The 14,167-nt window shown below is 39.7% G+C and carries 14 protein-coding genes; 11 read left to right on the forward strand and 3 right to left on the reverse strand.

Going from position 1 to position 14,167, the window contains the following annotated elements; all coding sequences use genetic code 11:
* Positions 1-50: 50 nt before the first annotated feature.
* The 8 genes from miaB (at position 51) to BM107_RS11775 (ending at position 8,160) form a co-directional block, all read left to right on the forward strand.
* On the forward strand, positions 51-1,466 hold the full coding sequence (miaB, locus tag BM107_RS11740) for a tRNA (N6-isopentenyl adenosine(37)-C2)-methylthiotransferase MiaB (protein WP_090983509.1): 1,416 nt from the start codon (positions 51-53) through the stop codon (positions 1,464-1,466).
* A 71-nt stretch (positions 1,467-1,537) separates the two neighbouring features.
* Positions 1,538-2,785: a sigma 54-interacting transcriptional regulator gene (locus tag BM107_RS11745; protein ID WP_090983511.1), complete on the forward strand. Its 1,248-nt coding sequence runs from the start codon at positions 1,538-1,540 to the stop codon at positions 2,783-2,785.
* Positions 2,786-2,848: 63 nt separating this feature from the next.
* Positions 2,849-3,364, forward strand: coding sequence for an LptE family protein (locus BM107_RS11750; protein WP_317614800.1), 516 nt, complete (start codon positions 2,849-2,851; stop codon positions 3,362-3,364).
* A 74-nt stretch (positions 3,365-3,438) separates the two neighbouring features.
* Complete coding sequence (locus tag BM107_RS11755; protein ID WP_090983514.1) at positions 3,439-4,500, forward strand: hypothetical protein; 1,062 nt, start codon at positions 3,439-3,441, stop codon at positions 4,498-4,500.
* 14 nt (positions 4,501-4,514) lie between these two features.
* Positions 4,515-4,877 carry a preprotein translocase subunit SecG gene (gene secG, locus BM107_RS11760; protein ID WP_090983516.1) on the forward strand — a complete coding sequence of 121 codons (363 nt, stop codon included), beginning with the start codon at positions 4,515-4,517 and terminating at the stop codon, positions 4,875-4,877.
* A gap of 368 nt (positions 4,878-5,245) precedes the next feature.
* Positions 5,246-6,271, forward strand: coding sequence for a sensor histidine kinase (locus BM107_RS11765; RefSeq protein ID WP_090983518.1), 1,026 nt, complete (start codon positions 5,246-5,248; stop codon positions 6,269-6,271).
* A 224-nt stretch (positions 6,272-6,495) separates the two neighbouring features.
* A complete protein-coding gene (locus BM107_RS11770; RefSeq protein ID WP_186462304.1) occupies positions 6,496-7,137 on the forward strand; it encodes a DUF47 domain-containing protein in 642 nt (213 codons plus the stop codon).
* A gap of 12 nt (positions 7,138-7,149) precedes the next feature.
* Positions 7,150-8,160 (forward strand): inorganic phosphate transporter, encoded by a 1,011-nt coding sequence (locus tag BM107_RS11775; RefSeq protein ID WP_090983523.1) that lies wholly within the window; start codon positions 7,150-7,152, stop codon positions 8,158-8,160.
* A gap of 308 nt (positions 8,161-8,468) precedes the next feature.
* On the opposite strand, the gene BM107_RS11785 is transcribed toward BM107_RS11775, so the two are convergent.
* The 3 genes from BM107_RS11785 to BM107_RS11795 all read right to left on the reverse strand — a co-directional run bounded on the left by BM107_RS11785 (position 8,469) and on the right by BM107_RS11795 (position 11,071).
* The gene (locus tag BM107_RS11785) at positions 8,469-9,083 is read right to left on the reverse strand and encodes an FMN-binding negative transcriptional regulator (protein WP_090983527.1); all 615 of its coding nucleotides are present in this window, start codon (positions 9,081-9,083) and stop codon (positions 8,469-8,471) included.
* 112 nt (positions 9,084-9,195) lie between these two features.
* Positions 9,196-10,500: a carboxypeptidase-like regulatory domain-containing protein gene (locus BM107_RS11790; RefSeq protein ID WP_090983529.1), complete on the reverse strand. Its 1,305-nt coding sequence runs from the start codon at positions 10,498-10,500 to the stop codon at positions 9,196-9,198.
* Complete coding sequence (locus BM107_RS11795) at positions 10,493-11,071, reverse strand: RNA polymerase sigma factor (RefSeq protein ID WP_090983531.1); 579 nt, start codon at positions 11,069-11,071, stop codon at positions 10,493-10,495. The genes BM107_RS11790 and BM107_RS11795 overlap by 8 nt, the downstream gene beginning before the upstream one ends.
* 102 nt (positions 11,072-11,173) lie before the next feature.
* Between BM107_RS11795 and BM107_RS11800 the strand changes: the two genes are divergently transcribed.
* The 3 genes from BM107_RS11800 to BM107_RS11805 are packed head-to-tail and all read left to right on the forward strand — an operon-like array spanning position 11,174 to position 13,822.
* Positions 11,174-12,430 (forward strand): vWA domain-containing protein, encoded by a 1,257-nt coding sequence (locus BM107_RS11800; protein WP_244278799.1) that lies wholly within the window; start codon positions 11,174-11,176, stop codon positions 12,428-12,430.
* On the forward strand, positions 12,376-13,074 hold the full coding sequence (locus BM107_RS25090) for a YfbK domain-containing protein (protein ID WP_244278800.1): 699 nt from the start codon (positions 12,376-12,378) through the stop codon (positions 13,072-13,074). Before BM107_RS11800 ends, BM107_RS25090 begins: the two co-directional genes overlap by 55 nt.
* Entirely contained in the window at positions 13,061-13,822 is a 762-nt protein-coding gene (locus BM107_RS11805) for a DUF4197 domain-containing protein (RefSeq protein WP_090983533.1), read from the forward strand. Before BM107_RS25090 ends, BM107_RS11805 begins: the two co-directional genes overlap by 14 nt.
* Positions 13,823-14,167 lie beyond the last annotated feature (345 nt).

Genomic DNA, 14,167 nt, shown 5'->3' on the forward strand with positions numbered 1-14,167 from the left:
CTTTTAATTTTATTTATGTATTTTTGCAATCCCCAAAATGTTTTTAAATAATGATTGATTTACAAGTACAGGATAAAACGCATGATGAAGCCAGACAAGGTGAAGCTTTAATTTTAGATACACCGGTTAAAGCTGATGCCCGTAAATTATATATCGAAAGTTACGGTTGTGCCATGAATTTTGCTGATAGCGAAATCGTGGCCTCTATTTTATCGGAAACTGGATTTGAAACCACAGGGGATTATCACCAGGCTGATGTAATTTTTATCAATACTTGCTCTATCCGTGAAAATGCAGAAACCAGGGTCAGAAACCGGCTATCTCAGTTTGGTGTTGAGAAGCGCCGTAACCCAAAATTAATTGTTGGGGTTTTGGGCTGCATGGCCGAGCGTTTGAAATCTAAATTTCTGGAAGAGGAACGTTTGGTTGATGTAGTGGTTGGGCCAGATGCTTACCGCGATCTGCCTAACTTAATTGAGCAGGTAGAAAGCGGGCACAAAGCTGTAAACGTTTTATTATCGCGTGAAGAAACTTATGCTGATATCAGTCCGGTTCGGTTAAACAGCAACGGAATAACCGCTTTTATTTCCATTACCCGTGGTTGTAATAATATGTGTTCTTTCTGCGTGGTGCCTTTTACCCGTGGCCGCGAACGTAGCCGTGATGCGCATTCTATTGTAGAAGAAGCAAAGGCCTTATTTGAGGCAGGTTACCGGGAGGTTACGCTTTTAGGCCAAAATGTAGATTCTTATACCTGGACCTCGGAAGATGGCACTGAAACGGTTAATTTTGCACAGCTTTTGGAGCAAACGGCATTGGTTAGTCCGGATTTAAGGGTGCGTTTCTCTACTTCACATCCAAAAGATATTACCGATGAGGTTTTATATACCATTGCCAAATACGATAATATCTGTAACTATATCCACTTGCCTGTTCAATCGGGAAATACCCGCATATTGGAACTCATGAACAGAACTTACACCCGCGAATGGTATATCAATCGTATTGATGCCATCCGCAACATTATTCCGGGTTGTGCAATTTCTACTGATATCATTGCCGGTTTTTGTACAGAGACGGAAGAAGAGCACCAGGAAACCCTTAGCATGATGGATTATGTGCAATATGATTTTGCTTATAATTTCACCTACTCTGAAAGACCGGGGACTTTAGCCGCCCGTAAACTGGAAGATGATATTCCGGAAGAAGTGAAAAAACGCCGTCTGGCCGAAATTTTAGCCAAACAACAGGCACATTCATTAATGCGTTTGCAAGAATGGGTAGGGAAAACCATTCGGGTTTTGATTGAAGGAACTTCAAAAAAATCTGATCTGGATTATTGCGGAAGGGGAGATAGCGGAGCAATGGCCATTTTTCCTGCCATTGAAGGCGTTAAACCAGGTGATTATGCAAATGTATATATCGAAAAATGTACATCTGCTACGTTAATCGGTAAAATAGTCTAAAAAAGGTGAAGGGTGGAAGGTTTAAGGGCGTAAGGTCTCATATCTTATATCTCAATACTCAAATCTAAAGAATGGATACACAAAATATTAAGCAGCGTTTCGGTATTATTGGTAACTCGCCATTATTAAACCGTGCCATAGATATAGCAAGCCAGGTAGCACCAACTGATATGTCGGTGTTAATCACCGGCGAAAGTGGTAGCGGTAAAGAGGTGTTCTCGCAGATTATCCATCAAATGAGTGCGCGTAAGCATGGTACTTTTATCGCGGTAAACTGCGGTGCCATCCCCGAGGGCACAATAGATTCTGAACTTTTTGGTCATGAAAAAGGATCGTTTACCGGTGCGCATGAAGCCCGTAAAGGATATTTTGAGGTGGCCAATGGCGGAACCATCTTTTTAGACGAGGTTGCGGAGCTGCCTTTAGGTACACAGGCCCGTTTATTGCGTATTTTAGAAAGCGGCGAATACTTACGGGTAGGTTCTTCTAAAGTGCAGAAAACAGATGTTCGCATCATCGCTGCCACTAATGTGGATGTATACAACCGCGTTAAAAATGGAAAGTTCCGTGAGGATTTATATTACAGGTTAAATACAGTTCCATTGCGCATACCGGCTTTGCAGGAACGTAAGGAAGATATTTACTTATTATTCAGAAAATTTGCAGCTGATTTTAGCGACAAATACCGTAGCCCGGCATTACACCTGGAGCCGGATGCCATTCAGGTCTTAACCAATTACAGCTGGCCGGGTAATGTCCGGCAGTTAAAGAACATTGCTGAGCAGATCTGTGTGTTAGAAAAAGATCGGAATGTAAGTGGCCAGGCCATTTTGAACTATATCCCGAACGAAGCCGGCAGTAATTTGCCAATGGCAATCAATTCGCAATCCAAAGAAGATTTTACAGAAAGAGATATTCTGTATAAGGTTCTTTTTGATATGAAAAAGGATATGGTTGAGCTTAAAAAATTGGTTGCCGAAATTATTCAGCATGGTGGAAACACTGCATCGGTTTTGGCAGATAACCCGCAGTATATCAATCAGCTGTACCGTGATGTAGAATTGCCTGTCGGACAAGAGCATGCCTTTACCATTCAGCATCCTGCACCAGGCAATAGCAACGTAAACAACAATAATAACGCTGATTATTTTGCACACGACGCCGAAGAGGTAGAAGAGTCTTTGTCGCTGGTGGATAAAGAATCAGACCTGATTAAAAAAGCGTTAAAAAAACATAAGGGTAAACGTAAGTTTGCTGCACAGGAATTGGGTATTTCAGAACGGACCTTGTATAGGAAGATCAAGGAATTAAACCTGTAATTAATCGCTTGTGTAAGTTTTCTCTAAAGCACGTTTCTCAAAAAACAGACAACTTTTTCGGTAATGATGAAAATTAAAATATTTGCTTTAATACTACTTACGTCGGTTTTTAGCGCGTGCTCTTATAAATTCAGTGGAGCATCTACAACAGGATTAAAAACGGTGGTTGTTCGGGTATTTGAAAATAACGCGCCTTTAGTGGTACCAACTTTAAGTAACCAGATTACGGAATCGTTAAAAAGCCGGATCCGTAACCAGACCAAACTGATTATTTCTCCGACAGGTGAGGGAGACGCATCCTTTGAAGGCAGGATAACAGGTTATGATATTAAACCGGTTGCACTTCAAAATAGTGCCACGCCTACTGCAGGTGCAAACAGATTAACCATTACCGTTTCTGTAAAATATAAGAATAATATAAAAGAGCACGAAAAAGAGAGTTTTGAAGAGAGCTTTACCAAATATTTTGATTTTCCGGTTAACGGGGCACCCATCCAAACCTTATTGCCAGGAGCTATCGAAAATATCAACAAACAATTATCAGAAGATATTTTTAACCGTGCATTTGCACAGTGGTAAATAAAGCAGCACTCGAAAAGACAAATTTTTCAAAACCCGTTTACATTTTTTTAACTTAGCGGCAAACCCCGATAATGGATAACAAAAGGCTACTGGCAGATTTAATTGCGCAACCTGGAAAGGTTAGGCCAGAGCATGCATCCATGTTACAGGAGATGGTTCGGCAATTTCCATATGCACAACCCATTCATTTACTTTTAGCCAAGGCCAATGCCTCATTTATTCCAAAGGCCGCATTATATGGTCAGGGACACGTATTGTTTCATGTACTTAATATGGTTCCGGTTGAAGAGGCAGGACTGGAAGAGAAAGCTGATATTGATGTTCCGGTTACCGAACCTAAGCAAGATGAGCAGGAAGTTTTAACGCAGGCAACTGAATTTACTGATAGCATATTAGTTGCAAATCAGGAGGTAAATATAGAAACACCGGACAACCTGCCAGGTACGCACAGGCATTTGATGGATTTGCCATCAGATAACGATTCTTTTATCGAAAGTGTGTCGGCTATTGATTTTTTTGCCTTTGAGCAGAAATTAAGTACCGATGTAGTCGGCGCTGCGCCGGAAATTGAAACGGTAGTACCAGATGAGCCGGAAAGGAATTTTGTTTCTCAGTATAATGATGATAAGCTTCCATATACTTTTTTATGGTGGTTGGCTAAAACCCGTAAAGAGCATGAGCAGATTTTTCAGCCTTATGCACACCCTAATGCTACTCATAATAATAACAAACCGCAGCCGCAAAATAAGCCAAATCAGGGAGGTGCTGAATTCCAGCAACAGTATGTAGAGCACATTTTTCATATTCAAACCCCATTTGAGGTAGCCGATCATTTGGCTGAATATCCTGCTGCTGAAGTTAAAGATGCAAAGGGCGCCAAAATTATTGAGAAATTCTTAAAAGAAGATCCAACCATCAAGCCGCCTAAGCCCGAACAGATTGATAATGAAAATAAGGCCAAGAAAAGTGCAGAGGACAATTATGACCTTGTTTCAGAGACTTTAGCTAAAATTTATATCGAGCAAATGCTTTATCACAAAGCCATAGATACTTATAAAAAATTAAGTTTGAAATATCCGGAAAAAAGCCGTTACTTTGCCGACCTTATCCAATCTATAGAAAAGAAATTTTAAAATATAATATTACCATGGTAACCTTTTTAATCATTTTATTAATTATTGCGTGTGTAGCCTTAGGCTTATTTGTTTTGGTACAAAATCCTAAAGGTGGCGGTTTAGCTACAGGCGGTGGGACCAGTAACATGTTTGGTGTACAACGTACTGGCGATGTTTTGGAAAAAGGATCGTGGGTACTGTTGACCCTGATTGTGGTGTTAACCCTGGCCGTTACTACAATTGCCAAAACCAGCGGTGGCAGTGCTGCCGTAGGAAACTCAGCTATTCAGGAGCGTTTAGATAAAACACCATCACCTTCTCCAATCGGTGGCAATTTAAACAGCACTCAACCGGCAACTTCAACTCCGGCTAAAACCGACTCGACTAAGAAATAGGTAATACTTATCCATATTTTACAAAGCTTTCCTCAAAAGGGAAAGCTTTTTGCATTTTAATGGTGCTGTTTCATAGATATAGATTGTCATCCAGAAGAATAAGTTATTGTATAAAAAATATAAATGACATTAGCATTAATGGGAATAAACCTCTCCGCAATGACGACTTTTTAGGGAGTCTGTCAATGATAGCCTGTCGAAGAAACTGTTAAATGTCATGCAAAAGCGTTTCGGCAAGCTCGAAGTAACAAGTTCGAATGGAATCACAACTTATGGTACAGCCTATTGTGTTTTTAGAATTCCGTAAAATGAATGAATAGCCTCTGCCTCTTAACACACATTTAACATAAAAAGCTTTAAATTGCCGCATGAAATTAAGTGTGCTGGTTTTATTTACTGCGCTTGCTGTAGGCCTTTCTATAGGAATGGTTAATTTTTACTTTCAGCATAGCCTGTATTATATGGCCATTTCTTTTGGCGTATCGTTTTTGTGTAGTTTTTTAGTTTTTTATTATCTGCTGGAGAAATACATTTACACTAAAATTAAACTCATCTACAAACTAATCCATAACCTTAAACTGGGCAAAGATTTAAAAGATGCGCTTGGTGAGTATGTGAGTTCCGATCCGATTAATGATGTAGAGCAGGAAGTAAAGGAATGGGCAGGCGCAAAGAAAAAAGAAATCGATTTATTAAAAAAACAAGAGCAGTTTAGAAGAGAGTTTCTTTCGAATGTTTCGCATGAGTTTAAAACCCCGCTTTTTGCCATTCAAGGTTATATCGAAACTTTACAGGATTGCCTTGTAGATGATCCCGATCAGGCCGTTTTATTTCTGAAGAAAGCAGAGAACAATGTAGAAAGATTGAGTTATCTGATTAATGATCTGGATGTTATTTCAAAGCTGGAAACGGGAGAGTCGCCAATTAACTTCCAAAAATTCGATTTTGTACAACTGGCGAAAGAGGTAATGGAAAACCTTGAAGACCGTGCCAAAGCAAAAAAAATTAAACTGTTTTTTAAAGAAAAGTATACTGCCATCACACCGGTTTCTGCTGACCGCGAGAAGATCAGGCAGGTGTTGATTAACTTAATGGTCAATAGCATTAAGTATGGTATTGATGGAGGTGAAACCGCCATTAAAATTTTCGAGCTGCATGACCAGGTTTTGATCGAAGTAACCGATAATGGTATTGGTATAGAAGAAAAACACCTATCGCGCCTGTTTGAACGTTTTTACCGCATTGATACCCACCGGGCGAGAGAAGTTGGCGGTACCGGTTTAGGTCTGGCTATTGTAAAACATATTTTGGAAGCTCACCAACAAACCATTTCGGTGAGAAGTACGCCAGGTATTGGAACCACCTTTGCCTTTACATTACAAAAGGGCGGGTAGATTTAGCATCCTTTTATTTCGATAACTGATGATAGAGGGGCAAAATGCGCATGTAATAGCTCGCTGATGGCTTAAATGTTGTTTAATTATTCATGATCAGCGAGTTAAAAGCTACACAAACAAGCTACCTCGGCAGAAACAATGTTGTAATTCGTTAATATAATTAATAAATTAACATTAACTTAACATTGGGCTTGTAGCTTTGCAACATATTAAAAATTAACATGAACAATATTTTTAAGTTCTTTACACCTCAGGACAAAAAGTTTCATCCGCTTTTCGAACAAGCTGGTAGCAATGCATTAAAAATTGCTGAAACCCTTTTAGAAATGGTTAGCACGGGTGATGCGGAAAGCAGAAAAACAATTTTTAAAGAAATTGAACGCTTAGAGCATGTAGGTGATGATATTACCCATTCCATTTTTCTTGAACTGAGCAGGAACTTTATTACACCATTTGATAGAGAAGATATTCATGCATTGGCTACTGCCGTAGATGATGTTGCCGACTATATTTATGGTACTGCAAACCGCATGCAGATGTATAACATGATTGCCATTAATGAGCCGATTGTTAAAATTGCAGAGCTTTTGGTAGAAATGTGTACCGATATTGACAAAGCCATTAAAGAGTTACGCAGTTTTAAAAACATTCGTGTTATTGCTGATGCCTGTATCCGTATTAACAGTGGCGAAAACCAGGCCGATTATGTATTTACATTAGCCGTGGCCCGTTTATTCGAATACGAAACCAATGCGATTGAATTAATTAAACAAAAAGAGGTTTTACAAACGATCGAAAAAGCGACAGATAAGTGTGAGGATGTAGCGAATGTGCTTGAAACGATCTTGGTTAAAAACGCTTAATAAAAAACAAACATGGTAACTACCTTATTGGTTGTTGTTGTAATTCTGGCTATTGCTTTCGATTATATTAACGGCTTTCACGATGCCGCCAACTCGATTGCAACCATTGTTTCTACAAAAGTACTTACGCCTTTCCAGGCTGTTTTATGGGCTGCGTTATTCAATTTCGCTGCTTATTTTTATTTTACCGACCACAAAGTGGCCAATACAGTTGCTAAAACGGTTATTGAAAACTACATTACACTACATGTAATCTTTGCAGGTTTACTGGCAGCTATTATGTGGAACCTGTTAACCTGGTGGTACGGTATCCCTTCCAGCTCATCGCATACCCTAATTGGTGGTTTTGCGGGCGCCGGAATGACACATGCTTTACTTACAGGTGCAAGCCCGCTTGATGCGGTAAATATGCAATATGTGATTAAAATTGTATCATTTATTGTTTTGGCACCAATCATCGGTATGATAATTTCGGTTATATTAACACTGATCATTATCAACATCTGTCGTTATGCAAAGCCGGCAACGGCCGAGAAATGGTTTAAACGCCTGCAATTGTTATCTTCTGCAGCATTAAGTTTTTTCCATGGCGGTAACGATGCGCAAAAAGTTATGGGTATCATTGCCACCGCTTTAATTGCTTCTAAAGTAATTCCTGATTTCGAAGCAATGCCCGCATGGGTGCCAATTGCCTGTTATTCGGCAATATCATTAGGTACCATGAGCGGTGGATGGAAAATCGTGAAGACGATGGGATCGAAAATTACCAAGGTAACAGCACTGGAAGGTGTCGCAGCCGAAGGTGCCGGTGCGGTAACTTTGGGTATCACCGAGCATTTCGGGATTCCGGTTTCCACTACACATACCATTACCGGGTCAATTGTAGGGGTAGGTGTGGTAAAAAGTGTTTCTGCAGTACGTTGGGGGGTAACCATCAACTTAATCTGGGCCTGGATTTTGACCATTCCGGTTTCGGCTACATTGGCAGCCATTATCTATGCAGTGATTTATTACTTAAAATAAAAAGAAAATTATCAATATCATAAGAGACCAGGGCATTAGCTTTGGTCTTTTTTTGTTTAACCGCAAAGTGCGCGAAGTTTTTCGCAAAGAGTTTAAGGCGTAAGGTAATAGGAGAATAAGAACAGCGTTTCTCCTTATTTAGCTGCGATAGAATTAATGAACAATTTCTAATGACACTGAGTGCAACAAAGGATCTTTTAACCATGCTTTTATCATTCATTAAAAGATTTGCTTCGCAGTGTCGACGGTTCTTCACTGCGTTCAGAATGACAGTTGGGTTTGCTATCCGGCGCTAAAAGGTAAAAAAATTACAAATTCCGCTTCATTTCCTTCGCTACTTCTTTCGCAATCAGATCTTCACTTTTTTCCAGGTTTGCTATGATACTTTCCTGATTTTTTGTTGAGTGGTTCTGGCTCATTTTAAAAACATGGTCGATCTGCTGTACTAAAACTTCAAATCCTGTAATTGCTTTTAAATGCTTCTGGATATATGCTTCATCCATTTTATTAAATGCAGCAGGACTTGTTTCAGGGTTTTCATACTGATCTGTTAATCCTTTGACCATCTGGTAAGTTTCTTCCGAATCCATGAGTCTGATCTTGCCTTTGGCCTGAACCGTTTTATAATTCCAGGTAGATACTGAAGCAGGTTTTTCGTAAACTGAAGCACTGATATAAGCATGCATACCGGTAAAAACAGCCATTACATTTGGATTTTGCTCAAAGGCCCTACAATGATCGGTTTTGGTCATGATGTGGCCGGTAAGTTTGATCGAATAACCATTACTTACGGTTTGAACCGGTACCTGCGTAACTACCGGATACTCGCCATCAAAACCAATTAATGTGATAAAGTTATTTTGTTGCATAAATTCAAGAATTTCGTCTTGATTCCCTGCTTTTGAATAGGATGTTTTGTACATAAGTTGTAATTTTTATCAAAGAGGCAATTGAGCTTAACGTCTGAAATCGAGGGGCTTTAATCGTAATTACTCCCATCTCCGTTACCTCTGTGTACCCGATGGTTGAAGGGACTTAGAACTTAACGCTGATCTCTACCGAATCCGTACCTTTTTTAGGCAATACCCAATCCGGACCTTCATGAATCAACCGTTTAGCTTCTGCATCAGCTTTTTTATTCAGCGATTTTATGACCGTGATGTTGGTTGGCCTTCCGTTGCTTTTAACTTTGAAACTCAAAATCACAAATTGCTCCGGTCCTTTAGGATTATAAAGTTTATTGTTGTGTACTAAGTACTGGTTATAGTTAACGGTAGAAACCGGAATGGGCTTCGTAATCTCATCGGCCGATTTTCCATCCAGGTTTTGTTCTGCACGCAACGTAATTTTTGGCGCGGCAATGTTTTCTTTTTTACGTCCGTTCGAACCTGTAATCAACGCAATCTCATTCAATGATTTATCGCCACTCAATGCATTTCGGATCGCATTAGGATCTTGCAGACCAGCTACAGGTAATTCCTTAAAGCCGATAGCATTAATCAGTAAGTCTTTATCTTTAGCATTGCTGTCAGCAGGTAAATAAAAATAGCCTTTGGCATCAGTAGCCGTTACATTTTTAGAACCGGCTAACTTTACCACTGCTCCCTGAACAGGCTGTCCGTCACTTTGGTTTACCACATTACCACTAAATGCAATTTTGTTCGAGCCTATTGCCGGTTCTGCTGCCAACGCAACCTCATTTAACATCACTCCGCCCGATTTGTAATCGTTAAGGCTTACACGGCTCATTGCTTTTGTGCGACTATTATCAGATGCGATTTTGGCCGCTTTTACTTCGGTAACCTGCTGTTCTGCAGGTGCTATCATAGTGTTTCTTTTAGTATTTTTTGCCAGATCTCCTGTTTTTGCCGCTGTTATCGCTGTATCAATCAAGGTTGATTTTTTCGCGTTTTGCATAACGATTTCTTCTTTAGCTTTTGTTTGGTTAGCAGCAATACTTGTCGCACTATCTAAGTGAACCATTACCCCTTCTTTTTTATGTGCAGCGAGTTCTGCATTCCTGCGATTGGTTTCGCGCATAAAGAATAAAATACTTACTGCAATAAAAGCTACAGTTGCGGTTGCTGCGATACTTAATCTTTGGGTGGTGATGCCCCAAAGCTTGCGCTTTACAGGTTTTTCTGATACACGATCATACAGTTGTTTTTGTAAAATAGAAAGCGTTTGCTTGCGTTTTGGCGATTGCTTTAGGCCTTCCAACGCCTCGGCAACAAAAGGATCGTCCAGTGCCTGTTTTTCTACAAAATGCATAGCCTTGGCATCAAGTTTACCATCCAGGTAATCTTCCAGTAAATCAATATCTAACCAATCGTTATTCACTACTGTTTTTCTCTATACAAATCTTTAAATTCCGCTTGCCATTTTGGATGTAACTCTTCACTTTAAGCATATCGTAACCCGTAATATCGGCTACTTCTTTATAGCATTTTTCTTGTAAATAAAATAAATCTACGCTTTTTCGCTGTTCTTCAGGCAAAGTTTCCATACACTTTTCCATAACGGTAAGCTGCGTTTCTTTTGTGTTGTCAATATCAAGATGCACAAAATCAGTATTTTCCACAAAAGTATCGTCTATGGAAACATTATTTTGCTTTGCCGATTTTCGTAAAGCCATTAAACAATGGTTGCGCGTTAACACATGAAGCCAGCTCTTAAAGTTCTGTACTTCATGTACTTTTAACTTTGTTACCAGTTCTTCAAAAATCTGCATCACCGCATCCTTGCTTTGCTCTTCATCTTTAAAGTAGTTTAGGCAAACCCCGAACACCAAATGCATATACTTATTGTAAAGCGTACCCAACGCGTCCAAATTGCCCGTATTTTTATAATCGGCAATTAATTTGGCATCGTCGTGCTGGGCATTTCCAGCTGTGTTTTTTATAAACCTCAAAAATGGTCGCTATTTCGAATTATCTTCCAAGTATAAAAAATATTTCTGAGTATCGATATGGAAAACCCTGAAGAACTACATCATCCTTAAAAAATTAAGACTATGAAAAAGCTTCTATTCTCTCTTATTGCAATTTTTTTGATGATGAGTTTCAAACAGTTTGATGGCCGAACGATTACCGGTGTAATTACTGATGCAACATCTGTTTTACCGGGGGCATCAATTACTACGAATTATAGTAAACGGGTGGTTACCGCCGATTTGAAAGGCAGATACAGCATCCAGGTAACCGAGAAAGATACGGAGCTCAAGATCTCATACATTGGTTATAAGCCCCAAACCATAAAAATTGGAAAACGCAAAACGATAAACATCATAATGGTTGCAGATACTACTACTTTAAATGAGGTAGCGGTTGTTGGTTATGGAATGCAACCAAAAAGTATGATGACATCATCTGTTGCTGTACTTTCCAATCAGTATTTAGCCGGAAGAGTTGCGGGAGTAATGGTTTCGAATGGGCAAAAAGGTATGGTGTACAGAAGCGAAGAAAGTTATAAAGGTATTGCTGAAAATACCTTCCATAAACCAAAAAACGACCCATTGTCTACCTTTTCAATTGATGTTGACGCGGCATCGTATAGCAATGTCAGGCGGTTCATCAACGGAGGTAGCCTGCCCGAAACGGATGCGGTTAGGATTGAGGAAATGATCAACTATTTTGATTACGACTATGAGCAACCAAAAGGCAAAGATCCTGTTCATATCATCACCGAAATGGCCCCTGCGCCCTGGAACAACACACATAAACTGGTGCAAATTGGTTTACAGGCTAAAACTGTTGCGACTGAAAAGTTACCGGCATCCAATTTAGTTTTTCTGATTGATGTTTCCGGTTCGATGAATGCGGCTAATAAACTGCCCTTATTGGTTTCCTCATTCAAATTACTAACAGATCAGCTTAGAGAAGAAGATAAAGTTGCAATTGTGGTTTATGCCGGAAATTCTGGCGTGGTTTTACCTGCAACACATGGAAATGAAAAAATCAGGATTAAAGATGCCCTTGATAAATTAAGCGCTGGCGGTTCTACTGCCGGTGGACAGGGCATTGAACTTGCCTATAAAATTGCTTCAGAAAACTTTATTAAAGGTGGAAACAACCGGGTAATTTTAGCTACCGATGGTGACTTTAATGTTGGGGCAAGCAGTGATTCGGACATGGAAAAACTGATTGAAAGCAAGAGAAAAAGCGGTGTGTTTTTAACCGTTTTGGGTTACGGTATGGGTAACTATAAGGATAGTAAATGGAAATACTTGCCGATAAAGGAAACGGTAATTACGCCTACATCGGTAATTTAACTGAAGCACGAAAAGTATTGGTAAATGAGTTTGGCGGAACCTTATTTACAGTAGCCAAAGATGTTAAATTGCAAATTGAATTTAATCCGACTGAGGTTCAGGCCTACCGTTTAATTGGATATGAAAACAGGATCCTTGCTAAAGAAGATTTTAATAACGATGAAAAGGACGCCGGCGAAATAGGCTCAGGCCATAGTGTTACTGCACTTTACGAAATTATTCCGACAGGAGTTAAAGACAGCTTTACAACAAGTGTAGACGATTTGAAATATCAAAAAATAACGCCGTCAAACACCCGCAACTCAAATGAACTGCTTACCATTAAACTTCGTTATAAAGAACCTTCCGGTGGTAGAAGTAAGTTATTGATGAAAGCAGTAACCACCAATACATCAGGTATTGATTCAACAAGCGATAATTTCAGGTTTGCTGCTGCAGTTGCCGAATTTGGTATGATTTTAAAAGGTTCAGCATTCAAACAAAAGGCTAGTTTTGAGCAGGTAATCGCTTTGGCAGAAACAGCAAAAGGTAAAGACAAAGAGGGCTATCGCTCAGAATTTTTAAGCATAGTAAAATCTGCGAAATTAATGGCCAAAGATTTGCTAAGCATAAAAGATAAACTCATCATGAATGAAAAAAATTAATGTCGTATCTGCAGCCCTGGTATTAATATTATTAACAAGCCTAAATGCTGGCGCACAGATTAAACTGAGCGATATATTTAAAAAGGTTACCGGGAAGCAAGGTACCACAACAGCCGCTACCGGAACACCATCCACTTTCGAAATCGGACAGGGAATTAAAGAAGCGTTACAGATCGGTGTTTCTGCCGGTGCAGACAGGCTTTCGGTTAAAGATGGCTTTTTGGGCAATCTGGCCGTTAAAATACTGATGCCTCCTGAAGCGCAAAAGATTGAAAGAACATTGCGTAGCATAGGTTTGAACAAACTGTGTGATAATGTGATTGTAAGTTTAAACCGTGCTGCTGAAGATGCCGCTACCGAAGCAAAACCTGTTTTTATATCGGCCATTAAACAGATGACCTTAACCGATGCAACCAATATTCTTTTGGGTAGCAAAGATGCAGCCACCGAATATTTTAAAAGGGTAACGACTACTCAATTAATGCAGAAGTTTAGCCCGATTGTCGCGACAAGCTTAAATAAAGTAAATGCCACTAAATATTATAGTGATTTAACAACGCAATACAATCGCTTACCCTTAGTAAAGCCGGTTAATACTAACTTAACCGAATATGTTACGCAAAAAGCGATTGATGGCTTGTTTGTAGAAATAGCGAAAGAAGAGTTGAAAATCAGAGGTAACCTTAGTTCAAGAAGTACCACACTGCTCCAAAAGGTATTTGGATACGCAGACAGGAAAAAGAATTAGTTTATTTATAGGCCTTAACCTAATGTGGAGACCAATCAAGGGGGACTGTGGTCCGTGGGGACACGGACCACGGCGAGAAATTAGTTTGGTTTTTCGTACGGATACGGACCACGGCAGGTGGTTTTTTGGATTTTAATAGTTCTAGCGCGTACCTACTTTGTGCCTAAACCCGATTGGCGGGGAAAGTTCCCGATTTTTCATCGGGACTTGTACCAAAAGCGGGGCTGCAGTCCGCCAAGAACATCATCCTTTCATTTCCAAAAAAACAATAAATCTAATCCTTGTGCGTATGTACATCTTAATCTTTTCAAGTATAAGCAGCTCCGATACCACGCTTGAAAAAAT

This window comes from Pedobacter suwonensis, assembly GCF_900111825.1.
Classification (GTDB): Bacteria; Bacteroidota; Bacteroidia; order Sphingobacteriales; family Sphingobacteriaceae; genus Pedobacter; species Pedobacter suwonensis.